The organism is Leuconostoc pseudomesenteroides KCTC 3652, from assembly GCF_014634745.1.
In the GTDB taxonomy this organism is placed as follows: domain Bacteria; phylum Bacillota; class Bacilli; order Lactobacillales; family Lactobacillaceae; genus Leuconostoc; species Leuconostoc pseudomesenteroides.
On sequence record NZ_BMBP01000007.1, the window covers coordinates 39,320 to 64,889 of the forward strand.

Annotated in this window: 21 protein-coding genes; 18 read left to right on the forward strand and 3 right to left on the reverse strand. The window is 40.1% G+C overall.

Annotation, left to right across the window (positions count from 1 at the left end; all coding sequences use genetic code 11):
* Window positions 1-74: 74 nt before the first annotated feature.
* Window positions 75-1,055: a phosphatase PAP2 family protein gene (locus IEU65_RS07455; protein ID WP_010278111.1), complete on the forward strand. Its 981-nt coding sequence runs from the start codon at window positions 75-77 to the stop codon at window positions 1,053-1,055.
* Window positions 1,056-1,109: 54 nt separating this feature from the next.
* On the opposite strand, the gene IEU65_RS07460 is transcribed toward IEU65_RS07455, so the two are convergent.
* Complete coding sequence (locus IEU65_RS07460) at window positions 1,110-1,841, reverse strand: type 1 glutamine amidotransferase (protein WP_010278109.1); 732 nt, start codon at window positions 1,839-1,841, stop codon at window positions 1,110-1,112.
* A complete protein-coding gene (locus tag IEU65_RS07465) occupies window positions 1,841-3,196 on the reverse strand; it encodes a Mur ligase family protein (RefSeq protein WP_010278107.1) in 1,356 nt (451 codons plus the stop codon). The genes IEU65_RS07460 and IEU65_RS07465 overlap by 1 nt, the downstream gene beginning before the upstream one ends.
* A gap of 188 nt (window positions 3,197-3,384) precedes the next feature.
* Here IEU65_RS07465 and IEU65_RS07470 point away from each other — a divergent pair, with 188 nt between their 5' ends.
* The 8 genes from IEU65_RS07470 (at window position 3,385) to IEU65_RS07505 (ending at window position 16,147) form a co-directional block, all read left to right on the forward strand.
* Entirely contained in the window at window positions 3,385-6,429 is a 3,045-nt protein-coding gene (locus tag IEU65_RS07470; RefSeq protein ID WP_010278105.1) for a pectate lyase-like adhesive domain-containing protein, read from the forward strand.
* A gap of 221 nt (window positions 6,430-6,650) precedes the next feature.
* Window positions 6,651-7,574 carry a hypothetical protein gene (locus IEU65_RS07475; RefSeq protein ID WP_010278103.1) on the forward strand — a complete coding sequence of 308 codons (924 nt, stop codon included), beginning with the start codon at window positions 6,651-6,653 and terminating at the stop codon, window positions 7,572-7,574.
* Window positions 7,575-7,613: 39 nt separating this feature from the next.
* On the forward strand, window positions 7,614-8,969 hold the full coding sequence (locus IEU65_RS07480; protein WP_010278102.1) for an MFS transporter: 1,356 nt from the start codon (window positions 7,614-7,616) through the stop codon (window positions 8,967-8,969).
* A 236-nt stretch (window positions 8,970-9,205) separates the two neighbouring features.
* On the forward strand, window positions 9,206-12,313 hold the full coding sequence (locus IEU65_RS07485; protein ID WP_010278101.1) for a coiled-coil domain-containing protein: 3,108 nt from the start codon (window positions 9,206-9,208) through the stop codon (window positions 12,311-12,313).
* 119 nt (window positions 12,314-12,432) lie between these two features.
* On the forward strand, window positions 12,433-13,032 hold the full coding sequence (locus tag IEU65_RS07490; RefSeq protein WP_010278100.1) for a thymidine kinase: 600 nt from the start codon (window positions 12,433-12,435) through the stop codon (window positions 13,030-13,032).
* A gap of 45 nt (window positions 13,033-13,077) precedes the next feature.
* Complete coding sequence (gene prfA / locus IEU65_RS07495; protein WP_010278098.1) at window positions 13,078-14,148, forward strand: peptide chain release factor 1; 1,071 nt, start codon at window positions 13,078-13,080, stop codon at window positions 14,146-14,148.
* Window positions 14,145-15,137, forward strand: coding sequence for a peptide chain release factor N(5)-glutamine methyltransferase (gene prmC, locus IEU65_RS07500; RefSeq protein ID WP_010278096.1), 993 nt, complete (start codon window positions 14,145-14,147; stop codon window positions 15,135-15,137). Before prfA ends, prmC begins: the two co-directional genes overlap by 4 nt.
* A complete protein-coding gene (locus tag IEU65_RS07505; protein WP_010278094.1) occupies window positions 15,134-16,147 on the forward strand; it encodes an L-threonylcarbamoyladenylate synthase in 1,014 nt (337 codons plus the stop codon). The genes prmC and IEU65_RS07505 overlap by 4 nt, the downstream gene beginning before the upstream one ends.
* A gap of 14 nt (window positions 16,148-16,161) precedes the next feature.
* On the opposite strand, the gene IEU65_RS07510 is transcribed toward IEU65_RS07505, so the two are convergent.
* Window positions 16,162-17,130: a helix-turn-helix domain-containing protein gene (locus IEU65_RS07510; RefSeq protein WP_010278093.1), complete on the reverse strand. Its 969-nt coding sequence runs from the start codon at window positions 17,128-17,130 to the stop codon at window positions 16,162-16,164.
* Window positions 17,131-17,245: 115 nt separating this feature from the next.
* Here IEU65_RS07510 and IEU65_RS07515 point away from each other — a divergent pair, with 115 nt between their 5' ends.
* From IEU65_RS07515 to IEU65_RS07555, 9 genes are all read left to right on the forward strand, one after another.
* A complete protein-coding gene (locus IEU65_RS07515; protein ID WP_010278091.1) occupies window positions 17,246-18,829 on the forward strand; it encodes an ATP-binding cassette domain-containing protein in 1,584 nt (527 codons plus the stop codon).
* 214 nt (window positions 18,830-19,043) lie between these two features.
* Window positions 19,044-19,313: a phosphocarrier protein HPr gene (locus IEU65_RS07520; RefSeq protein WP_004914567.1), complete on the forward strand. Its 270-nt coding sequence runs from the start codon at window positions 19,044-19,046 to the stop codon at window positions 19,311-19,313.
* 2 nt (window positions 19,314-19,315) lie between these two features.
* Window positions 19,316-21,031 carry a phosphoenolpyruvate--protein phosphotransferase gene (ptsP, locus tag IEU65_RS07525; RefSeq protein ID WP_010278089.1) on the forward strand — a complete coding sequence of 572 codons (1,716 nt, stop codon included), beginning with the start codon at window positions 19,316-19,318 and terminating at the stop codon, window positions 21,029-21,031.
* Window positions 21,032-21,081: 50 nt separating this feature from the next.
* Window positions 21,082-21,792 (forward strand): tRNA (adenosine(37)-N6)-threonylcarbamoyltransferase complex dimerization subunit type 1 TsaB, encoded by a 711-nt coding sequence (gene tsaB, locus IEU65_RS07530; RefSeq protein ID WP_010278088.1) that lies wholly within the window; start codon window positions 21,082-21,084, stop codon window positions 21,790-21,792.
* Complete coding sequence (gene rimI, locus IEU65_RS07535) at window positions 21,776-22,333, forward strand: ribosomal protein S18-alanine N-acetyltransferase (protein ID WP_010278087.1); 558 nt, start codon at window positions 21,776-21,778, stop codon at window positions 22,331-22,333. Before tsaB ends, rimI (IEU65_RS07535) begins: the two co-directional genes overlap by 17 nt.
* Window positions 22,308-22,721 (forward strand): ribosomal protein S18-alanine N-acetyltransferase, encoded by a 414-nt coding sequence (gene rimI, locus IEU65_RS07540; protein ID WP_010278085.1) that lies wholly within the window; start codon window positions 22,308-22,310, stop codon window positions 22,719-22,721. The genes rimI (IEU65_RS07535) and rimI (IEU65_RS07540) overlap by 26 nt, the downstream gene beginning before the upstream one ends.
* Window positions 22,714-23,730 carry a tRNA (adenosine(37)-N6)-threonylcarbamoyltransferase complex transferase subunit TsaD gene (tsaD, locus tag IEU65_RS07545; RefSeq protein WP_010278083.1) on the forward strand — a complete coding sequence of 339 codons (1,017 nt, stop codon included), beginning with the start codon at window positions 22,714-22,716 and terminating at the stop codon, window positions 23,728-23,730. Before rimI (IEU65_RS07540) ends, tsaD begins: the two co-directional genes overlap by 8 nt.
* 98 nt (window positions 23,731-23,828) lie before the next feature.
* On the forward strand, window positions 23,829-24,479 hold the full coding sequence (locus IEU65_RS07550) for a redox-sensing transcriptional repressor Rex (RefSeq protein WP_004914549.1): 651 nt from the start codon (window positions 23,829-23,831) through the stop codon (window positions 24,477-24,479).
* Between the two features lie 5 nt (window positions 24,480-24,484).
* Window positions 24,485-25,522: a lipid II:glycine glycyltransferase FemX gene (locus IEU65_RS07555; protein ID WP_010278082.1), complete on the forward strand. Its 1,038-nt coding sequence runs from the start codon at window positions 24,485-24,487 to the stop codon at window positions 25,520-25,522.
* Window positions 25,523-25,570: the final 48 nt, after the last annotated feature.

The following is a 25,570-nucleotide window of genomic DNA, read 5'->3' on the forward strand; positions in this document are numbered from 1 at the left end:
TGTTTACAAGATTTTGACGGAAATATAACATCAATCCCTTATACTGAAACTATCAGATATGAGGAGATTGAGCCATGCAATTAACAGGCAACGATGCCAACATTAAGGCATTTGACACGACAGATACTGATTTTCAAACGACGGCCAGCGAGAAAAAAATACTCACAATTTTATTAGGTGTGGGTGTGCTGAGTCTCTTGGTGGCGACATTTTTTGATAAGAACGTCACTAATGCAGTTATGGACCAAAATTCAATTTTTGGTAATGTTTTTCAAAACTATGCCGACCAAGGCGCTGGCATTGTATTGTTTGCTGCATTTGAAATTATTGCGTGGACTATCTGGCGACGGGTACAAGATGATGTTTTGCGCTATGTGATGACGATTGGTGCGCTAGCGTTTGCGTTTAATCAAATGTTGGCTATTTTGCAAGATATGTTGAGCTATACTTATTCAATGTTGAATAATTTATCTAAGGGTATTCCAATGGGCGTGGCAAACAATACTTCTGCGGTGAAAAATTATCCCGAAGTTTTGCGCTGGGGACTGGCTGTCGTTTTAACCGTTGTGCTGTCATTCTTCTTTTATAATTGGTTACAAAGTAAAAGCGATGCAGACATTCGTTACTTGGTCACAGCGGCGTTAGTTGGTATTGCAGTGGTCTTTATCGCGCAAACGACGATTGGTGAAATGAAGTCATTATGGGGACGCTTTCGACCTTATGAAATGACGACAGTTGCCGGCAATACGATGAGTGAATTTACCCCGTGGTATCATTTAAATGGTATTAATGGTCATAACTCATTTCCCTCAGGTCATACCATGTCTGGGTGGTTATTCCTCTTCTTGGTTTTCTTTGTTCCTCGTGGCAACATTAGTGCTCAGAAGAAAATGACGATTTTTGGGATTGCTATGGGAATATTGACCGCAATGAGTCGTGTGCGCATTGGTGCTCACTGGTTGAGTGATGTTACGGTTTCAAGTATTATTGTTGGCTTGATTATTTTCATGGCAAGCCGCTTATTAGCTGCACACTTTGTTGAACCAACAAAATAAATATTTTAAAGCATACAAAAAGCGGTAATCAATGATTGCCGCTTTTTGTATGCTTTAAAATGTTTCGGTTGGAATAGCGTTGAGTTTTGATTGCCAGTCAATGGTTGGATATTTACGCGTTAACGCAGTGGTTAAGACGCGCTTTGCTAAATTGCCATTGCGGGTAAAAATAGGGCCGTGGAAGTAGGAACCGTAAACGTTACGGTAAATTACACCTTCTGTTTGATCCATACCATTATTACCATTTCCAGAAACGATAGTACCTAAGGCACGTTCACTTTCACCTAGAAATGTGCGGCCCTGGTGGTTTTCAAACCCATGATATTCTTCACCAGTTTCGTTATTTTTAATCACAATGTTGCCAGTCAAACGTTCATTGTTGCGCACAGTTAATTTAGGATCGTGCATATTGGTTGTGTAGTGATCCATGACACCAATACCGTCAACTTTTGTACCGTCAGCCATCATCATATAGTGACCTAGTAATTGGAAACCACCACAAACGGCCAATAACGGTCCGTCATTTTCAATATATTGTTTCACTTGAATTGCCTTGTCTTGTAAATCATGGGCAACGATTGTTTCTTCGTAATCTTGCCCACCACCGAAAAGAACAAAATCATATTTGTCAGCGTCAAAATCATCGCCTAATGATACTAATTGATAGTCAACATCTACATCAATTTGTTTGGCGTAGTAGGTTAACGCGATAATGTTGCCATAATCGCCATAAGTGTTCATTAAGTCGCCATAAAGATGGGCTACGGCAATCGTATAATCAGCCATTAGAATCCTCCTTTAATATAACCAGCGCTACGCAATTGTTCGCGTAATTGTAACATTGCAGTATAAGTGGCTGCAATGTAAACCTTTTGTGTGGGTAGCGACTTGATAGCATCAACAACTTTTGTCAAATCCTCGTAGACACTTTGGTCAGCAAATCCAGCCATTTTGAGACGAACCTGCATGTCACGGTAACGCTCACCACCAGTGGCGATGGCTTTTAAATGTGACTCATGTAATTTTTCAAACTCTGCATCCCAAATCCAACTTGTGTCAATGCCATCGGCATAGTTTGCGTTAAGTAGTGCCAATAATGAAAAATCATCGTTTTCAGTCAGCATCATATCAATCACTGAGTTAGTGCCAACTGGATTTTTGATTAGGACAATGGTGACGTCCTTGCCGTCAACATTAATGGCTTCTTGGCGACCAAAAATTTGTGCATTGGATTCAAAAGCTGCTTTGATGTCTCTGGCTGGCACTTCAAATTCTCGACCAACGGCAAATGCAGCCAGCGCATTATAGATATTGTACAAACCACCAATTTCAATTCGTAAAGGGGTATTGTCAATACTAAATTCAGAATATTTTGGCGTCAATTTGGTGACGTCGGTGACTTGATAGCGTAAGTTAGGTCGTGCAAATTGATCGGTTACGCTGAAATATTTGCCTAAATTAGCATAAGTGATGAAATCGTAATGTAGTACTGAATCATCGGTTGGTGACAGAATGCCATCAGTGTTAGTGGGTGCTTTACTTGGTTGGTAATCCTCAGGAGACACGTGGTTAAATCCGAAGTAAAGACGCTCATTTGGAAAATCACCACGCGTGAAAATGGGTGAATCACCGTTGGACAAGACCACTGCTTGTGGGGCGTTTCGGATACCTGCGACAATTTTGTCGTAGGTCGTATAAATTTCACCATAGCGGTCCATTTGATCGCGGAAAATGTTGGTCAATACAAACATTCTTGGTTTGATGGCGCTAGAGACTTTTTCGACATTGGCTTCATCAACTTCTAGCACCGCGATTGGTTTCTTGCCATTGTTTGATGTCACACGACTTGTTACCAGTGTGCCCGTGATGCCTTGAATCATGTTAGAACCAGATGGATTAGTAATCACTTGGTGACCACCAGCCTCTAGGACACGGGTGATCAGTGCTGTGGTCAAGGTTTTTCCGTTGGTGCCAGTTACAATCACCAAATCAAAGTCTTGTTGAATACTTTTTAAAATATCTGGGTCGATTGCCACGGCGAGCTTGCCGGGCAAACTTGTACCCCCGCGATGCAAAACATCATGTAACAGCCAATATGCTGATTTAGCTGTTGCTTTGGCTAATGAATTTTTAAGTGTCATAATATCCCCACTTTCATAAATATCATTTTAACATATCCCAAGCGGTGATGACGTGGTTTGTGAAAGGGGTAAGTGCCGTTGGACACAACTTCTTCACAAACTGTTTGATCTTTCTTCACACCCCCCCGAATTTTTAGCATATTCACACTGTAAAATGGCATTAAGGTCTGAAACTAAGGAGAAGCGCTGTGAAGGTGAGACAATTATTTTTGATAACAGTACTGATTATGAACAGTTTACTACCATTGATGTCTGTACAGGCAGACGCTATTGAAAAGCCACAGGCTAGTGCGAGTAGTAGTGCTGAAAAAACGATTGCGGATGTTAAAACGGTCACACAAGAACCTCAAACGAGTTCATCAGTAACTATTGCGTCGGAAAATAAGACAGAATTAAAAGCGCCAGAAAATCAGGCAATCACTTCTGAAACCACACCGCTGCAAAAAGCGGCAGGTATCGTAGAAGTAACTGACTCTGAAAGCTTTGTAGCGGCTTGGAACGATCCTGATACACAAAAGATTATTGTGACAGACAATTTCGATTACACACAAAGCGCAGTGACTCAGCCACGTCAAACTGATATTGAGATTACGAGCGATTCAACTTATCCGACTAACAAGACCATTACATTTGTTAATAACACAGTTTATGGCTTACAAGTTGATGGCACAGGTAGTGTTAGTCCTAATATTAGTATTCACGATATTAATTTTAAATCGACTAGTGGTGATAATAGTTTGCCAACTATCCAAAGATTATCCGATGTTCAGAACAGTATTCTGTACCGTAACACCTCAGAAAGTAACAGTAATACGGCTGGCACATTAACTTTGTCTAATGTGACCTGTGAGTTAGACAATAACAGCGCCCAACTTTCTGGAAATGCCATGTCAGCTTTTGTGGTGCCTGGCATGCAGATTACGCTGCAAAACCATTTAGCAATGTCCACCCGTGGCACGCAACTCGTTGGTTTGAGTATTCATGCTGAAGATACTGTTCGCTATAAAGGGGTTCACGATAATTTAGATTTATATTCAGGTAATACTCATAGTTTTTCTTTCCTGGCAGCGACTTGGAGCACTTATGCGAACTTAGCATACATTGGCACGCCCAGCAATGAGTATTTCTATAATACTAATGCTTCTTCTGGTGATATTGATATTGACTCAGGGGCAAAAGTTTATTTATCGCGATTAAATGATAGTTGTGGTGACGCCAATCTGTTGGCGGCTCAAACAGGTGTAATTGCCGGTGAGTACACTTCAGTCACAATTAAAGGACAGCTTGTAATGTCTGCTAAAGATGCTGCTTTTGTCTTTAAGTCGAGTCGTGGCCCAAATGCACCAGAAAAAATTGTTGAAATTAATGTCAACTCTGGTGGCGTCCTTGCAATTCAAGGGACAAAAACTTCGGCACCATCAACTGGGCAGAGGTCAGCATTGGGCGTTATTCAAGCGTTTGGGGATAAACAATTAGGGCGAATCAACATTAGAAAAAATGCAACTTTTTATCTGAAAACAGCTAATGGTTATGGGCAAACTTTTGTTTCTTATGCCCAAACGCGTAATTGTCGTGGGATTGAATTAAATATTGATTCCCCGAGATATGTTTTGATAGCAGATGCAGGGACGAGTTCTAGCACAGGTACTTGGGCCGGATATTGCCGTAGTGGTTCTAGTGGCGCGTTTAATGCCAATTTCAAAGCCGATATTACTGATTCTAATGTGAGTTTTTATCAGAATATTTCCAGTTTCAACAGTGGCAGTTATTTGACGAATAACCCACCTGCTGATTCTAGTAATTGGGGTAACATCGATATCAAGCAAATCTCACAGCGTAACGACGGTACAACGAAAAATGGTTACTACCAATTAACTGGGGCAACAGAAGCTGTTGAACAAGATTTAATGGTCAGAGGACAACAACATGTCCTTGAAATTACATCACATAAAATGAACTTTTTGGACTATGCATCAATAACTGACGCTGATACTGCAGCAAAACGAGCGGGAATACCTAACGCATCCGATCAGGCTAACGCTGTTAGTGATGCTGATCACTTCATTCGTGGTCAAATGTCAGCGACATCAAAATTAGTCCCTGTATTTACCACGCCAGATAGTGAGTGCAGTGGAATGGCTAATTTCGCAACTGAAAATGAAAACGATGGCATTACAGTAACATGGCAGTCACCCGGTTCACCTGGGGTAGTTGATGATACGGTGACAACTGATAGTAATGGTATCTTTGTATTTGAAAGTAAGAAAAGCATGGATGATTCTGTTCCTGAGGGGGTAGCAACAAGTCACGTTAAGTACCAAATAGGTAATAATGCTATCAGTGTGAGCGCTGGTGGTCAGACTTATGAAACTAATGTGCGCAAAACGCCAACTTATGCCCCTCCGGTATATGATTTGGCTTCAATGGTTATTGTCGGCATGCCAAATATTACGTTTAAAACAGCGATTGCTGCTGACGAGATAATACTTAATGCCGAAGACAGTGCTGAACAGTATGTACCATTGGTCACACTGACTAAAGCAGCTAACTCGGAAAATGGTGAAGGAAAAAATTGGACGTTTGATATGGCGGCGTACAATAATGACTATCCTGACAAACCAATTACGGCTAATATGGGAATTGAATTTTGGGTTAAAGCACAGCGTGATGGCGAATCCATTGAATCAACACGTATTACTCATGTTTATCATGATTATACGGCTGAGGCAGTAACATATCGCAATATTGCCCCAGATGCCGCAATGCCATTTATCAGTGACACAATTGAAATGATGCGTTTTAATCCGTTAAAACGTGGTAAAAACGGTATGTTTAACGTGGAACACCTTGATTTAAGTCGAAATTATGGTTATTTAACCGTAGATGATGGCTCGGTACATCACAACAAGCCATGGCAAATGACTGCTCGCTTAGAGTCAACGGGTGCTTTTGCAGATACAGGGTTACAACTACAATATGTTGATGAACAAGAAAATACTTCAACTTTGTCAAGTGCTGGGGACAGTTTGATAGTTGCAACCGCTCCTCAAGGAAATAATGGAGCATCCAGCGTGCGTTTAGACACATTGTGGAATCAAACAGCAAACGGGCACGGATGGTATTTGACGCTGAATAGTTGGCGCACTGATTATTCGCCGGCTAAGTTCAATTACGATGATGACGATGGACCGGTGCTATTATGGCAACTTGGTGACGTACCGGACATTGAATAAGGTGATGAGTAGAATATTCTGAATTTAGTCGATAATTCCTCGCAAAATGATCACAATTTTAAAGTATCCTAAAACACACGGCGTCATGACCAAAGTGTATGGGTCAAAATTGAAGTAAGCGGGGGGTGTATGAAATAAAATAATTATAAATGTGCATAGCATTGCGCTTTTAACGGCTAAATGACTAGTGAAAGAAAACAAGTAGTGTGATAGGAGAAAACATGATTAAGGCTAAAATTTTAATGACGTGTTTAGTGGCTATAATTTTGGCCCCGATAACTGTTTCTGCTGATAACTATGGTTCGATTTCAAACGGTTTTACATTTGACGTTGAAGACAACAACACGTTGCACACAACAAATACCAATCCAGATTGGGGCGATATGGGCGCTGCAATCAACGATTCTGAAATAAACTTAGTTGGTGGAGAAGGTTTTGGTATCTCTCATTTGCCAGTTTACAATTTTGGTGAAATTAGTGCTAATGATCTGCGAAACGAAAACATTGCTACTGATGTGGGTGGATCGTACCACATCAAGCCAATGGTCAATGCCAATCAAATTGCTACAAGCACAGGATACCAAACCAAGTATCTACGTCCATTTGTGCAATTGGTTGATCAACGTGCAGGAAAAGTGGCTGACTCACAACTAAATGTTTCAATTAGAATGTCACAACCGTTTACAGGTAGCTATACAGGTGATGATAGCGAGACATCTTTTGATATTCAACCGGGTATTTTACTGAAAGCAGATGCAGGATTTGACTACACAATTTCGGGTAATATGGTGGTTGCTGGAGATACTGGTCATGCAACACAATTCAAGTCAAGTTGGCATGGTGATTTGGGCGCCGGTCCTGCAACAACACTAAATGATAGTGTTACAACCATGGCTAGTGGTATGTCGGCAGCTAGTTTTGGCACGATTACTTATGAGTATGGCTCACTGAAAGGACAAATTAATAATCCAGATAGTGATAACTGGGCAACGGCAGGCAATATTGTTGGTAGTTCATTGTTTTCACAAGGGGATCGTGTTAATAACGGTTTTTACCTAGAAATTCCAAAGAACATCACGCTCAAAGCAAAATCATATCAGGCTGAATATACGTGGACGATGGGAGACACACCAACAGGTACTTGAAGCGGTAGTGACCTATAAATCACGAATGCGAGAAAAGAGATGAATCCATTTAAGTTTTTAATGGCGGCACCAGATGCCACCCAAAAAGTACCACAAGAAAAAATTGCAGCCACCTATAAGTGGCGCCAAGCAGGCGTACTATTTTCAGCTGTGGTGGGTTATATAGGTTACTATATTATTCGCTTGATTTTTACCACTGAGCAAAATGATATTATGAAAGCTTATCATTTTACGACCGCAGATATTGGTTTAGTATTAGCCTGTTTCGGTGTAGGATATGGGATTTCCAAGTTGTTTATGGGTGCGTTGAGTGACAAATCTAATCCACGTTATTATTTAGCAGCAGGATTAATGGGCTCAGCAATTTTGAATTTATTCCTCGGTTCAACTCGAAATATTTATGTCATGATGTTTCTGATGATTTTGATTTCTGTGACACAGGGGATGGGGGCACCTGCTGCTCAAAAACTCATTCAATTATGGTGGGGTAAAAAATGGCGTGGGACTGTTTATGCTGTTTGGTCTTCCGCCCATAATGCGGGCGCCTTTGCTTGTGTGGCAATTGTTGAGTTTTCGATTTTGATGTTTTCACACTCAATAGCTGCTATCTTTTACACAGCATCAGCCGTTTCTGCTATTATTGCGATTTTGATTGCGATTTTAGGCGCCGATCGGCCAGCAACCGTCGGATTGCCGTCGATTGCTGAATATACAGGTGAAGTGACTGTCCTACAAGATGGTGAGACAGTTGAAGGCGACACCACGCAACATTCAATTTGGTTTGTTTTCCGACACTATATTTTAAATAATAAAATTGTTTGGGCAATTACGTTGACGTCAATGTCACTTTACTTAGTGCGGTATGGTGTCATGTCTTGGATACCAAGCTACTTACATCAATTTAAAGGTTTTGATGCTTCATGGGCAAAATGGTTGGTTGGTATTTTTGAATTAGCGGCTGTACCAGGTGTGATTATTTTAGGTGCAGTCTCAGATTTTTTGAAAGGCAAACGTGCATTAGTATGTATCGTCTCAGTTTTGGCGCTGATTGGTTGCTTGACGGTCTATTTCACCGCAACTAATCATACGGTCATTGTCGTTGCGTTGATCTTGATGAGTACTTTAATTTATGCTCCGCTGACTTTGGTGGGTTTAATGGTTAACGAAGCAGTTCCAAAGTTTGCTGTTGGGTCATCAACAGGATTTATGGGATTTTTCCAATATTTAGTTGGTGAAGTGGCGGCGACGGCACTAATTGGTATTTTAGTGGCTCATTTTGGATGGACGGCTAGTAATACAGTGCTTTACTCGGCGGCAGGTTTGGCATTTGTATTATTAATTCTAATCATGATTTGGCAAAAGCAAGCGTTAAACAAAGCAAAGCGCGATAAGTAATATGCAAAGGATTCTGAATAATGACTATTCAGAATCCTTTTTGCTTGAGATAATTTTAAACAATTATTATCAGGGTAATAGTGAGTAAATTCACGATTACATTAACTTGACCTTTTGTTGACATTAACCAAATATTGGTTTAGTAACATTGATAATAGAGGTAAATCAAACGAACAGAAAATTTATCTCTTAAAAATAATTACTACGCTGCAACGTCCATGAGAAGGGAATCACAAATGATTAACAGCAAGCGCAAAAATATTTTACTTACTTCTGTCCTTTGTTTTAATGTATTGGCAACAGCGATCACACCAACTGCGGTTATGGCTGATACAGTGACAAATAATGACTTAAAAGCAACGAAGTCGGTGGTGTCAACCGGTAATGCTGACCATGCTTTATTGTCGATTGTTTCGGGCAATGATGTCAACCGTCCGATTAATCTACGGACACTGTTTCCTGATGACAGATTGCGATCGGCAGTCGTTGAAGCAGTTAAAAAATTAGGCTACAAAATTACAGTGAGCGCTAATAATGTTACATGGGATCAGTTACTATCTATTCATGAACTCGAAATTCACAATACCGATTTGAAAAACTTGGACGGTATTGAATGGTTAGTTAACTTGGAAAGTTTGGATGTATCAGACTCAGGTTTGTCAGGCACACTAGTACTCAAAAATTTGTCAACATTAAAAGAAATTGATATTAGTCGGACAAAGGTAATGAAACTTGATACTACTAGTGAGTTAAATGTGCATGCTGATGGTTTACAATTGGATGATCAAGTTAGCTTGAATCACCAAAAGTTAACTTATGAAGCTAAAGCTTTTTTGGAAAATGGTTTGAGTTTTAGTGAACTAACAGTGGCTCAAAATAGTCAACAGGACTGGTCACTCGAAAATGGCGAATTTGTCAGTCAGAATCAGAATGTGGATCAGAGTAAAGGCATTGACATTTTAGCTCATCAGGAAAATGGTGTTGTATTGCCCATTCATGTTTGCTTCACAAACGCTGTGGCACCAAGCCAATTGACTGAACCAGCACCTGTGCCAAAAACAGATCCGGAAATGACGATCAGTCATTTTAAAATTGGTGGACAGACTGAACAAAATGATTCAAAAAATCTCACACTATTTGATGATACAAAAGACGTATCGTTCGATTTGAAATTATCCGATGGTGTTAAACATGATTACGTCTTCTTGAACAAAATAGTGACACAAAATGTTGTGCCTAAACTCGTGCTAGGCGGTACGCTTTTTGGTGCTAATCAAGAAGTCACAATTGATGACAATGACAATAGTTTGTTGCACGTGAAGCTGACGGGTTTTGATGCACAGATTGGTGATGATTTTTCAATTGCTGTTGCAGAAAATAACAGTCGCTTCAATCAGAATTTTGTAATTGCCGGAAAAACGCAACAAATTAAATTGCAGCTTGACGCCAATGGTGTCAAGTCCGACTTCAAAGATGGTGAGGCACCTGAAGAAAGGCCGCATTACACAGCTAATCTCACTGTTAAATCTGGTCTTTTAGTAAATGATTTGAATGCCGGAGACATTAGCTTTGGTGGCGTTTTCAGCGATGCAAAAATTGAAAAGCTGACAACCGATATCACTCATAATCAAATTGTTGTACAGTTTAGCCATCCAGCTGTACGCTATATGGATCAAAGTCGAAATGGTCAAATTACGATTAAAAACGGTTTAGGTTATGCTGATAAACAAAATCGTAATGTTACGCGTCCAATTACCGTTAATGTTACAGACCCGTACCGACCAAAACTGCAATATGACAACTCAAATGCTAATACACCAAATATTAATGGCACTTTTATTGCCCAAACGGTCACAAATTCGGTCATCAAAGCCGTCTGTGATACTTTAAAAGAGTATGGTAAAGGTGCATGGTTGAAGGCTAATCCGTTGTTGACGGGTATGTCAAGCATACTATTTTCAATATTTGGGGATGACAAGAATCCCGTCATGGACAAACTCAATGAGATGGATAAAAAGCTTGATGACATTAAAGCAGGGATTGATCATCTCAGTACAGCGGTCATGGACGAAAATAAGAAATCAGAATTAAAAAATAGTATTGATAAAGTAGAAGATAAAGTACGAAATTTGTTAGAACCAGGTATTTCGGCGCGTATCAATAATGCTGGGCATGCCATTGATAGATTGAAAAAATATGAGGGTGACGTGACAAATAAAAATGATTCTCAGACGATTGATGATTATTTTCAGCAACTCTATTCAACAGGACGCAATGGCAAGAACACGCATTATGAAGATTTACGATCATTGCAAGATTTCATGTATGATGCCACCGGTATGAAAGCATTGACAACAACAAATTCGATTATGAATAAATTTGCAGAATATCAGTCTTATGAAAAGGATTTTAGCACGCAAGCTACCAACGACAGAAAGCAATTTGATACAGCGTTGAGTAATGCTTATGAACCGGCCTACCTCACAATCATGGCAGCTATTCAGTATGATAGGAATAAAATTGAACAAGAAGATGCGGCTGCTGATAAGTGGGCGGACCAATTAGCTGACGAAGCCAAAAAAGACCCTACTCAAAAAGCTAAGCTAGAAGCTACTGTGGCAAATATCAAAAACCAGATTAAAAAAGATACAGAGGATAACATTAAACAAGATAATAAATACTTAGATATGAGTGAGCAGCCCAATGCTGATAGCATGGTAAAACGAGATGATACATTTGTTAAAAATATTGAAACAGATGTGAATAATATCAAAAAAATTGACGATGATTTGAAAAATGGTAAAATTTACAGTTATCGTTTGAAAAAAGATTTAAACAAAACACTGGGGAACGATAGTGATTTACATTTTTATAAATTGAGTGGTAAACGAATTCCTGATGGTGACTGCAAAATTACTTGGCAGGGTAAAAGTCGGACAATCAATGATATTTGTAATGGTTCGATGCCCTCCTTGGGTGATTTTAATAAGCGTGTTAGCACTGAAGATATCAAAACACTAGTTAGTAATCAAAATGCACGTGCCAACTGCGATCCAGTTGGGGCGAATTTGGTCAAAGATTTGAAGTCAGCAGGTTTCGTGGTACCTAGTCAGGTGCAGTATTATGATAATATCTGGAATGGGACACTTGACGATTCCGACTATGAGCCATGGGGCCCTTTGTTTGATACAGGCCATTTGAAAGCAAAAGTTGGTGTCATTAAAGAAGATTCACCAAAAGAGGTGTTGCACCAAGTGATTGATTACAACATTGGTGCATTTAATAATATTACATCATGCCATTTTGAGGAATGGCAAATGAATTTTTTGCAATATGCTAATTAACTACAGTCATTTCATTAAATCATGGGAAACTTAATTGTTTATCATGATTTTTTTGTTACTTACTGATTTGGTGTAATTTGGTATAATTGAAATAGTTTGATTTGAGAAGAGGTAGTGATTTGGCACAATTATTTTTTGAATACGGCGCAATGAGCTCGGGCAAGTCAATTGAAATTTTAAAAGTGGCGCACAATTATGAATCGCAGGGACGCAAGGTGCTGTTAATGACACCAAGTGTCGATACGCGTGATGGTGTTGGCAAAATTGCTAGTCGTATTGGTATGTCGCGCGACGCCATGGCCGTACACGAAACAGAAAATTTGTACGAAGTGATTAAAGCGGCCAAAGATGATAAGTTAGCCGCAGTATTGGTAGATGAAGCACAATTTTTGCAGCCAGAACAAGTCGACCAATTGGCTTATGCGGTGGACACGCTACACATACCGGTCATGGCCTTTGGACTGAAACAAGACGCGTTCAATCAGTTGTTTGCTGGTTCCAAGCGCTTGATCGAAATGGCTGACAAATTAGAAGAAATGAAAACGATTTGTTCTTTCTGTGGCAAAAAAGCAACGACACAACTGCGAATTGTTGATGGCAAACCGCAACGTGAAGGGGCGCAAGTGTTTATCGGTGGTGATGAAGCGTATATTCCAACTTGCCGTTTTCACTGGTATCACCCCGATCAAGACAAAATTGACCAACTACTATCGCATTAATTTGATGAGAACTAATTGTTCTCGTACATAATAACGGAGGAAAATATGAATCCAATCTTTCAACAATTACAAACCGTCGTTGATCGTTACGACGAATTAAATGAACAACTCGCTGATCCCGAAGTGATGAATGATGGTCAGCACTACATGGCACTCTCAAAAGAAGCGGGTAGTATCCGTGAAACAGTAGAGGTCTATCATCGTTATCAGCAAGTTATCCAAGATATTCAAGATGCGCAGGATTTGTTAGATGATCCTGAAATGGCGCCATTAGCCAAAGAAGATTTGAATAGTCTCAAGCCTGAACAAGAAGAACTAGAAGATAAACTCAAGGTTTTGATGCTACCTCAAGATCCCAATGATGACAAAAATATTATCATGGAAATTCGTGGTGCTGCTGGTGGTGACGAATCATCTTTGTTTGCAGCCGATTTGTTAGATATGTATCGTCGCTATGCTGAACGGCAAAATTGGTCATTGAGTATTATTGATGAGTCCACAACAGAAGTTGGTGGTTACAAGGAAGTTGCGGTGATGATTACTGGTGACAGTGTCTACTCGAAGTTAAAGTTTGAAAGCGGTGCGCATCGTGTGCAACGTGTCCCTGCAACAGAAACACAAGGACGCGTCCATACCTCAACAGCAACGGTTGGTGTGATGCCAGAATTTGAAGATATTGATTTTGAGCTTAATGAAGCCGATTTGGAAGAAGAGTTCTTCCGTTCAGGTGGTGCCGGTGGTCAAAACGTCAATAAAGTTTCAACAGCAGTGCGCTTAATCCATAAACCTACGGGTATTATGGTTAAAATGCAAGAAGAACGCACACAAATTAAAAACCGTGATAAAGCGCGAAAGCTATTAGCGAGTCGTGTCTATGATTTTTACGCGCAACAAAATGAAGCAGAATATGCCGAAAAACGTAAATCTGCAGTGGGAACGGGAGATCGCTCTGAACGGATTCGGACTTATAATTATCCGCAAAATCGTGTTACCGATCACCGCATTGGTCTCACGTTGAACAAGCTTGACCGAATCATGAATGGTGATTTAGGTGAAGTTATTGACGCCCTTGTCATTGCTGATCAGACAGCAAAACTGGCGGAATTAAACAAATGACAGATAAGCATTTTGATACGCCGCCACAATTTGGTTCATCCAAGCCACAAGTCAACAATCAATCGGGCAAGCTAAATGCACCAAAATGGTTTGAATGGGATGACATTAAAAAGCCAACTGACTTAAGTCATGTCAAAATTTCATTAATTGAGGCCAAAAAGTGGGCGTTAATTGAATTGCGTCAAGCTGGTATGTCTGAGCAAGATGCGAAAGACAATCTGGACTTTTTGCTAAGTGGTGCGCTTAATATTAACTATGGCATGTTGCGCGCTAACATGAGTCGACAAATGCCAGCAGCACTAGCAACCATTTGGCCCAAGTGGGTCTCTGAGTTGGTAAAGAATCGGCCGCCACAATACATTTTAGGTCATGCCCCTTTCTTTGGTCGTGAGTTTTTAGTAGATGAACGGGTGTTGATTCCAAGACCGGAAACCGAGGAGTTAGTAGATTGGATTCTAAAAGACGCTGGATCAGGCGTTCAACCGGTCTCTGTGTTAGACATTGGTACTGGTAGTGGTGCTATTATTGAAACATTAATGTTGGAAAATCAGCGTGTGCGTGGCTTTGCAACAGACATTTCTGATGATGCACTAACTGTTGCACAAGCTAATGCCCAACGCTTTGAATTGTCATTCTTACACTTTGCCAAAAGTGATGTGTACAATCAATTAGATGGTCTGGTATTTGACATTATTGTTAGTAATCCGCCTTATATTGCGACTCAAGATAAGCACGAGATGGATGCGAGTGTGTTGACATTTGAACCGCATAACGCGTTATTTGCGGAACATGATGGTTTGGATATATATGAACGAATCGCTGCTGGTTTAGATGAACATTTAACAGCACACGGGCGTGCGTACTTCGAAATCGGTTATCAACAAGGACCGGCGGTAGTTGATATGATGCAAGCGGCGTTACCCAACGCCAAAATAACATTGCGGCAAGACTTTGCGGGACTTGATCGCATGATTCGAGTGGAGAAATGAAAACAACAATTTTTAAAACAGATGAACAATCGTTAGCTGAAGCAAGTGCATTATTACAACAAGGTGAGGTTGTCGCATTTCCAACAGAGACGGTCTATGGTTTGGGTGCTGATGCCACAAATGAAGCAGCAGTGCAAAAGGTATTTACTGCAAAGGGACGTCCAAGTGATAACCCGTTGATTATGACTGTTGCTGATGAATCGCAATTAGATGAGTTTGTGGTGATTTCTGAAGCTGCTAAGACTTTGATGGCGGCATTTTGGCCGGGTTCTCTGACCATTATTTTACCTATCAAGCCAGGACGTGTTGAGATGATCGTCACTGGTGGTTTGCAAACAGTGGCCTTTCGACTACCAGATAATGAAGCCGCGCGTCAATTAATCCGCGTGGCTGGTGTACCAATTGTCGGACCAAGCGCTAATATTTCTGGCAAGCCATCACCTACAACGGCGCAACACGTATGGCATGATATGCAGGGCAAAATTGCAGGAATTGTGGATGATGGTCCGACAACTGTGGGTGTTGAATCGACAGTAATTGATATGTCAGCAACGACACCCACAATTCTTCGTCCCGGTGCGGTGACACAACAACAGTTAGAAGCGGTATTAGGTGTCAGGGTTGTTGACGCAACCAGTACGAAATCAGTTGCTAGTGATGTCACACCAAAAGCACCAGGTATGAAATATCGTCACTATGCGCCAGACAAAAATGTGGTGATGTTTGACCGATTAGATGCACTGACATTAAAAGAAGTGTTGCAAAAAAATGATGTTGTGATGGCACAAGATGCAACGATTGCAGCAATGGCAATTCCCCAAGATAAAACATGGTCACTTGGCGAGTCATTAGAAACAGCCACAGAACAACTATTTGCTGGTTTACGTTATTATGACGATGAAGCCACAGTTGCTACCATCTATGTTGAAAAAATGCCACCAATTGGCATTGGTAAGGCATTTAACAATCGGCTGGGTAAAGCGGCAGGAAATCAAGAGTTTAACATCTAAACTAAACAGAGCGCCTAAGGACGCTCTGTTTTAATTTGCGCTAATATTTCCGACGCGGTTTTTGAAGGGTGATTGACGAAGTTGGTCAATTGACCATGAGTATTATAAAAAGGATGTTTAATATTATTCATTTGTGTTTGGTGGACTAGTAGTAGCGAACGAATGTTGGGATAGTTTATCGTTTGTAACGCACGATAAAATTCGTATGCTTCTGACTGCGTATTTTGATAATCTATGTAAAGATTGGTATAAAGTAATGTGGCCTTTAGGGTGATCTGAACTTCGGCATTACTATCATTTTGGAACAATTCTTGGCTGTGTTTCATGACCTGTTCTAAAAGCGTTTTTGAAAAATGTCTGAGTAAAATATTTTGGACCGTGTTGAAATAATGAGTGGCATGTTGCGTGATGATTTTGCTATCAAGTGCGTGAAATTTGAGGTATTGACGATCAACTGCCCAAAATAGTTTGGCAAATTCATTCTCATTTTCAATTGTCATGAAATAATTATCGGCGAGCTGTAATTCAAATAATGTCCAGCCATCCACGTCGGTTTCTCTCATAAAAGTGATGAGTTCAGTTAACGGTTCTAAAGAATACAAATTTTGATTGTTACCAGTGCCATAAAAAAGTAGATAGGCGCGCATCGCGACAAAACGAATATTGCGTGATCGATCATGTCGATATTTTTCAGACAATGGTAACAGGGCGGAGATGTTTCTTTCATTGTATAAATCATTCACGAGTTGCGTCAATTCATTTTCGTCATCAAAATCGTAATGATTAGCGATGAAAAGAAATTCTGATATATCAACGTTGAGATTCTTTAAGAGGGCGATGAATTGATCGACACGTATGTGGTGACGGTTATGTTCAAACTCACTATAAAACGATCTTGACATCACACCAGCATAAATTTCAGGTTGTGTAATACCTTTAGCAAGACGAATTTGTCTAATTGTTTGACCAAAGTTAATTGTCATCACACTATTTCTCTCTAAATTAAAATATGTCGCCAATTGGCGACGTTTGTTTTATTGTAACACGATAATAAAAAGATGATAATCGTTTTATAAATTTTATAGTGAGGGCATGATCATGTGGCAAATTATTAAAAAATTCAAGCGATTAAACATATTACTTTTACTAGGTCTTTTGATTCAACCTTTAGCGCAAACACTCGCCTCAGTGACGATTTCACAATCGATTAACGCATTGGCAGGCCACCACGTAGCAACTTATCTGTTTTATGTGATTTTAAACCTTATTGCATGGGTTGTTTTGCTTTATTGTGGCTATTATTTTGTGCCAAAATTTGAGGAGAAAGTGGTCCAAATTCAAAGCAATTATATTCGAAATCAGGTGATGAATCGACTATCACAAACTGATTTTCATCAGTTTCATCAAAAATCATCAGATGTATACGTCTCATATTTTACAAATGATATTAATCGGATTCAACAAGAGGGTATGTCAGCACTTTATAGCACTATTAATGCAACGGCACTCGCTATTTTTTCGGGTTTGGCTTTGATTTATTTTGACTGGCGCTTGTTAGTTTATGCCATAGTGTTTGGGGCGTTTTTAACGTGGTTGCCAAGGCTTTTTGCTAAAAGAATGCAAACCGTAACACAGAAACAAAGCGCTGCAAATGAGACTTATACCGGCAGACTCGCGGACATTTTAGCGGGATTTGATACCTTTAAACAGTTCAATCGCAGTTCGTTAATGGTAGATAAAATGCAATCGACTCAAGATAAAGTGATGACACAAAACATTGCTTATACGAAACAGCGTGGCGCTATGCAAGCCAATATTTCAATGGTTAATGTTTTAACGCAAGTTGGCATGAGTCTGTTGAGCGCAATTTTATTTTTTAATCATGACATAAAAATTGGGGCACTATTTTCGGTTGGTACTTTATCGGGACTGTTATTTAGTTCTGCCGCAACAGCTGCTGCGAGCTACGCTCAAATTGCCGGAACGCAAGCAATTTTTCAAAAATATCAGACGATTATCGTAGCACCAAATCAAGGGCATAGTATCAAAACAATTAAAAAAATTACGTTGCAAGATGTCGTTGTGCGATTTAAAAATGATGACACAATTCATTTTCCACCGTTAACATTCTTAGCTAATCAAAAATATATGATTGTCGGACCAAGTGGCAGTGGTAAATCAACACTACTCAGAGTAATTGCTGGTCAATTAGTGCCGGAACATGGTCACGTTTTGTATAATGACCGACCTGAAGAACTCATTGACAACCAATCCTTACGTCAAGGCATTGTTTTTGTCACACAAACGCCTTATTTATTTTCTGGTACATTGAAAGAAAACATCACTCTGGATCGCAACATTCCTGAAGCACAGTTAAGGCAAGCAATTAAACAGTCTGGTCTATCAGAATTTGTATCTGAAAAAGGATTAGACTGTCAAATTAAAAGTGGTGCAGAAAATTTATCAGGTGGTCAAAAACAACGGATTGCGTTAGCACGGGGATTGGCACTGAATTGTCAGGTCATTTTACTGGATGAGGTAAGCTCAGCTATTGATCAACAGGCTGCTGTCGCCATTGAGCGTGATATTTTATCAATGTCAAATAAAACAGTGCTGATGATCACACATCAGCAACATGCTGCTGTTTTACCACTAATTGATAAGGTGGTTTCGATTTCCTAATAAAGCGCTGAGATGACAGATATATTTTCAATTTACAGAAAATAAATTGTGAACAAAATGTAAACGTTTACATTTAAAACGTTGTTAGATAGGCGTTTTCAGCGTTATGGCTTGATACAACGGCGATTTGTGCTTTTTTTTACTTGATATTTTGTAAGCGCTTTGATAAACTATATTCAGAAGCTGATTAACAGCTAAAAAGGAGAAATTAATCATGGCACAATCAAAAGATTTTCATATCGTAGCAGAAACTGGTATTCACGCACGTCCAGCAACTTTGTTGGTTCAAGCAGCTTCAAAGTTTGCTTCTGATGTTACTTTGTCATATCAAGGTAAGGATGTTAACTTGAAGTCAATCATGGGTGTGATGTCATTGGGTGTTGGCCAAGGTGCTGATGTTACAATCAAAACTGAAGGTGATGATGAAGAAGCTGCTATGGCAGCTATCGTAGAAGCAATGGGCACAGAAGGACTCGCAGAATAACAATGACTAAGAACTTCAAAGGAATCGCGGCAAGTAATGGTGTGGCAATCGCCAAAGCCTACTTGTTAGTTGATCCTGATTTGTCTTTTGACAAAAAAACAATTAATGATGTGACGGCTGAACAAGCACGTGTCGACGATGCTTTGAAGGCTTCTAGTGAAGATGTAACTTTAATTAAATCAAAAGCTGAAAAAAACCTTGGTGCGTCTGAAGCACAAGTTTTTGAAGCGCATTTGATGGTGTTAGCTGACCCTGAAATGTCTGGCGCAATTAAGCAAAAGATTGCTGACGATAAGGTTAACGCTGAAACTGCTGTCAAAGAAGTAACAGATATGTATATTAGCATGTTTGAAGCGATGACAGACAATGAGTACATGCAAGAACGTGCAGCAGATATTCGCGATGTGACGAAGCGAATTATGTCGCATTTGTTGCATGTTTCGCTACCTAATCCTGCGCTGATTGATGAAGAAGTGGTGCTAGTCTCAAAGGATTTGACACCATCTGACACAGCACAGTTAGATCGCCAATTTGTTAAGGGTATTTTAACTGATTTAGGTGGTCGTACAGCGCATGCTTCAATCATGGCGCGTACATTGGAAATTCCTGCTGTTGTTGGTTCTGATGTAGCCACAAAGGAAATTGCTGCAGGTGATTTGGTCATTGTTGATGGTTTGACTGGGGATGTGATTGCCGATCCAGACGACGATACATTAGCAGCGTATCAAAAAAAGGCTGATGACTATCTCGCACAACGCGCTGAGTGGGCAAAGCTTAAAGATGAACAATCTGTCTCCGCGGACGGTAAAGAGTTTGTCGTTGGTGCCAATATTGGTTCACCAAAGGATATGGCTGCAGTCTTGGATAATGGTTCTGAAGGAATTGGGCTTTATCGTACAGAATTCCTTTATATGGAATCAGACCATTTGCCAACTGAAGATGAACAGTTTGAAGCCTATAAAGCTGTTGTTGAAAAGATGGGTGACAAGCCGGTTACTGTTAGAACAATGGATATTGGCGGTGACAAGCATTTGAGCTATTGGCAATTGCCAGAAGAAGAAAATCCTTTCTTAGGCTACCGTGCCATCCGAATTTCATTGGATCAAACTGAAATATTTAGAACACAATTACGTGCGTTACTAAGAGCGTCAGCCTTTGGTAATCTGTGGATTATGTTCCCAATGATTGCGACACTTGGTGAATTCCGTGCCGCCAAGAAAATCTACGTTGAAGAACGAACTAAGCTTGAAGAATCCGGTGTTAAAGTTGGTGACATTAAGCTTGGCATCATGATTGAAATTCCGGCAGCTGCCATGTTAGCGGATAAATTTGCTAAAGAAGTTGACTTTTTCTCAATTGGTACCAATGATTTGATTGGTTATACAATGGCTGCTGATCGTGGTAATGATCGGGTTGCCTATCTTTACCAACCTTACAATCCATCAATTTTGCGTTTGATTAATAATGTCATTGCTGCGGCACACAACGAAGGCAAGTTTGTTGCGATGTGTGGCGAGATGGCTGGCGATCCAATCGCTGTTCCTGTTTTGATGGGTATGGGCTTAGATGAATTTTCAATGAGCGCCCCATCAGTTTTGCAAACACGTTCATTGATGAAAAAATTAGATACAACAAAAATGGCTGAATTGGCTAAGCAAGCATTAGATGCTGAAACCAACGACGAAGTGATTGCACTCGTTAAAGAAGTCACACAATAATGTATTGAACGGCTGCCTTATGGCAGCTTTTTTGTGATAAAATTAAACCTATGAAGATTTTAGCATTTGATACAAGTAACCAACCACTGACAGTGAGTTTGGCAGAAGACGAACAAATTAAACAGATTTTTACGACCAATATAGCGCGAAATCACTCGATTCAGTTGTTGCCGGCTATTAAGTCTGCTTTGGCAAGTCAAAAATGGCAGCTACAAGAGATTGATCGGATTGTTGTGGCACAGGGACCGGGCTCATTTACTGGATTACGAATTGGTGTTACCGTGGCGAAAGTTTTAGCGGATACATTAAATACCGAATTAGTTGGTGTTTCCAGTCTTGCTATTTTGGCATCACAAATTTCTTTTAATGGTCTTGTTGTGCCATTATTTGATGCACGTAATCAAAATGTTTTTGCTGGTGTTTATCAAGAAGAAAAGTCAATTTTTCCAGAGTCTCATCAACCTATTAGTAACCTATTTGCTTTTTTGCAGACGCAACCAGGTAATATTTTATTCATGGGTGATACGACACCGTTCCTTGACCAAATTCACGACCAATTTGGTGATCGTGCGTCAGTATTGACGCCTGAAGATAGTTTACCTGAGGGAGAAAGCATCATCAAATTAGGTATTGCCGCAACGCCAACGTCTCATATTGCCAATTTCAATCCTAATTATTTACGGAAAACGCAAGCCGAATTGAATTGGCTTGCAGCCCATCCCGGTGAGGACAAGCCAGAAAATTATGTTTTTGAAGTTTAAACGACAACAGCATTTACCGTTTAATTTACCAAAATTTGAGGCACAACAGGTCGAAATTGGTGGGGTATCTTTTGCTTTGCGTCGTGCAACACTAAAAGATATCGATACTTTAATCAAGATAGAAGAAGCGGTTTATGAGGGCGTTGCACCGTGGTTATTGCGTGATTTCATGAGTGAATTATCGCGACCACATGTCCGTTTATATTTAGTCGTTGAACGTCGCGGACAAGTAATCGCTTTTGCCGGCGCAGCGTATCGCTCAGACATTGGTGATATGCATATTACTAATATTGCTGTGGTTCCAATTTGGCAGAAACACGGTATTGGTACGATGTTACTTGAATCAATTCACGAATTTGCACACAACATGCACATGTCGACAATGACATTAGAAGCGCGTCGATCTAACACCAATGCGCAGACATTATATCGTAAATTGGGTTATGAGCAAACAGAAATTAAGAAGGGCTATTATCTTGGTGACCACGAAGATGCGGTCTCAATGACATTAAATTTTGATAATCAGACGGGCAACAATTGAAGATCTTGATGACATTTGGCAATTAGCAAATGAGTCTTTTGCGCCGTCTCCTTGGCCAAAAGAAGTATTTGAGCATGAACTTGGTAGTCCACGTTCTATTTATTTTGTGACGACAGGTGGCTTTCTTGGCGCGACGCAAATCTTAGATGAGGTTGAAGTTGGTAGTTTAGGTGTTTCGCCTAAATTTCAACATCAAGGCATTGGACAAGCCTTACTGATGGCGGTCTTTGCTTTGCCTAAAACGAAGCGCGTACTTTTAGAAGTAGCTAGCACTAATACAGCAGCACAGGCACTGTATCACAAAGTTGGTTTTCAACCTTATTATCGACGAGAAAAATATTACAAAAATGGTGATGATGCCATTATGATGGAGCGAAAAATTGACTAAAATAATTGCATTTGAATCGAGTGCTGATGAAACCAGTGTAGCAGTAGTTGAAGACGGGCATATTGTGTTGAGTAATAGTGTTGCGACGCAAATCAATTCCCACCAACGCTTTGGCGGTATTGTACCTGAAGTAGCGAGTCGTCATCATATTGAGTGGATCACCAGAGTGCTTGATGATGCCTTGGCGCAAGCTCAGGTTAAACCATCTGATTTAGATGCGGTTGCAGTGACTTATGGCCCCGGTCTTGTTGGGTCGCTGCTGGTTGGATTGATGGGGGCCAAAACGTTTGCCTTGGCGCACGACTTGCCAATCATACCCGTTAATCATCTAGCAGGACACATTTCTGCTGCCAATTTTAATCAACCAATCGTATATCCAGCTATGGCCCTGATGGTTTCTGGTGGTCATACTGAATTAGTTTTAATGACATCTGAGAATAAGTTTGAAGTATTAGGTGAAACGAGAGATGATGCCGCTGGTGAAAGCTTTGACAAAGTCGGAAGGCTATTAAAACTACCTTATCCAGCCGGTAAAACCATTGATGAAATGGCACACCGAGGTAAAGCAACCATTAAATTTCCAACGGCTATGGCCCACGAAGATAACTATGATTTTAGTTTTTCAGGATTAAAGAGTGCCGTTATTAATTACGTGCATCATGCCGAACAAAAACAAGAAACGATTAATCAAGATGACTTAGCCACCAGCTTTCAAAATGCTGTTGTGGATGCGTTGATCGGTCGCACGGAGCGCGCATTACGTCATTATCCAGTTAAAAGCTTTGTTTTGGCTGGTGGTGTTGCCGCTAATTCACAATTGCGCGAGTCACTAACGACACTTTTAAATGACTTCAATGATACAATATTTATTCCAGTCCCACTGACATATACCGGCGATAATGCTGCGATGATTGGTGCTGCTGGTTACTGGAATTATAAACAAAATATCTTTGCGGATTTGGATCTTAACACGGATCCAGGATTAGATTTTGAATTGTTACAATCGTGACATCATTGTGAATATTTCACTATCTTTTCGCAAAAGCCTTAAATATATGGTACAATTACTATGCAAAAGTTCACAAGTGAAATTACTGGAGATATATTATGACGCAACAACCAAAAATACCACGCGCAACCGCTAAGCGGTTACCAATTTATTTTCGTTATCTAACTTTCTTACATGATGCTGGTACAGATCGTATTTCATCATCAGAATTAAGTGATGCCATTAAGTTCGATGCTGCGACAATTCGTCGTGATTTTTCTTATTTTGGTGCACTAGGTAAAAGAGGTTATGGATATGAAGTTAAAGCGTTACTAGACTTTTTTGCCAATGTTTTGGACCAAGATAGTTTGATTAACGTTGCTTTGATTGGTGCTGGAAATTTGGGACAAGCCTTACTTAACTTTAACTTCCATCAATCGTCAAATATGCGCATTTCTGCTGCCTTTGATGCTGATGAAAAGCGAACAGGCACTATTTTAGCCGGTGTTCCAATTTATAAAATGAGTGAATTGAAGGAACAGATTAGTGCACAGCGCATTAACATTGCGATTTTAACCGTGCCACAAGGTGTTGCTCAAGATATTACAGATCAATTAGTGAGTGCCGGCGTTAAAGGTATTTTGAATTTTACGCCTTTACGTGTCACAGTACCTGCCAACGTTCGTGTTCAAAACGTTGACTTAACCAACGAATTGCAAACGTTGGTTTACTTCATTGAAAATTACGGTTCAATTACGACAGGATTATAAGTTAAATGACAATTTTAAATTTAGATGATCAAGCAAAAGTCTCAGCATATCAAAAGTTTGTGCGTGAAAATCCAAGAGGACAAGTCACACAAGATCCACTATGGGGTGAATTGAAAGCAAACTGGAACCACGTGTATGTTTATCATGAAACAGATGGTCAAATTGATGCAGTTATGTCAGTGCTAACAGTTGAGGCCGTCCCTGGTAAAGTTTTAGCTTATGCTGGACGTGGACCGGTTGCCGATATCGAAGATGTTGATTTAATTAAGGAGTTGATTAAGGAAGCTTTAGCAGCCTTACCAGATAATGTCTTCTTGTTGAGAATGGACCCTGAGGTACAGTATTCTGATGAGTTGAATCAAAAATATCTTGATGCAGGTTTCCAAACGCGTAATACGCAGGTTACACACATGCATGGCAATATTCAACCACGCAAGAATGTCGTCTTATACTACGATGGTCGTGGTGAAGGTGCTACGCCAATTACCAATGAAGATGAATTGATGTTACATTTCAAACCTAAACTTCGTAATGATATCAGACGTGCATTTCGCGATGGTGTGACAATTACATTTGGTGATAGTGAAGATGACGTTCGGGCGTTATTTGATACCTACGTGGCAATGGCAAAAAACCATGGTATTACCCACAGACCATTAGACTACTTCCTTCGTATGCAAAAATTGTGGGCAGGGACAGGATTATTCCGTGTCTACTTGGCTCATTTTGAAGGACAAGTGATTGCTGGTGGTTTAGGCTTTGCTTATGGTGATGAAATTTGGTACATGTATGCCGGTTCTTATCGCGAATTTGGCAAACATAACGCACCCGCTGCCATTCAATATGAGATGCTTAAATGGGGATTGTCGCTGGGCAAAGTCGAATATGATTTTGGTGGCATTGGTGAATTTGATGTTTCTGATGGGCTTTATAAGTTCAAACATGAATTTGCTTATCACGATCCTAATGCTGAATATATCGGTGAACTTGATTGGGTCGTTGACGAAGAAGGTTATAAAGATTACCTCAAACAATTTGATTGATTAAAAAAACGCCTACTGGCGTTTTTTTAGTGCAGTAATTAAGGACCT